This is a genomic window from Psychroserpens sp. XS_ASV72 (assembly GCF_041224425.1).
Taxonomy (GTDB): Bacteria; Bacteroidota; Bacteroidia; order Flavobacteriales; family Flavobacteriaceae; genus Psychroserpens.
On the sequence record NZ_JBGFGL010000084.1, the window covers coordinates 1 to 208 of the forward strand.

The window sequence follows — 208 nt, forward strand, 5'->3', positions numbered from 1 at the left end:
TATTGTCTGCACTAGGCTTGTCTCGTTCCCACAGTCATCGACAAGTGTCCAAGTTCTTGTGATTACAGATTCGTTTGCACAGGAGCCATCAGCCACGGCATCAGAATATGTTGCTTCCAATCCATTTGAGCAGTTGTCCGCTTCATCGGTCACGTCACCAGTAAGCGTCAAATCGTTGGCATCCTGGTCGCACTCGATAGTGGTACCA

General features: G+C 49.0%; 1 protein-coding gene. It reads right to left on the minus strand.

All coding sequences use genetic code 11. The annotated features are described in order from the left end of the window. Positions 1-208: hypothetical protein (locus AB9K26_RS13585; protein ID WP_369973108.1), on the minus strand; the 208-nt coding region annotated here is incomplete at both ends.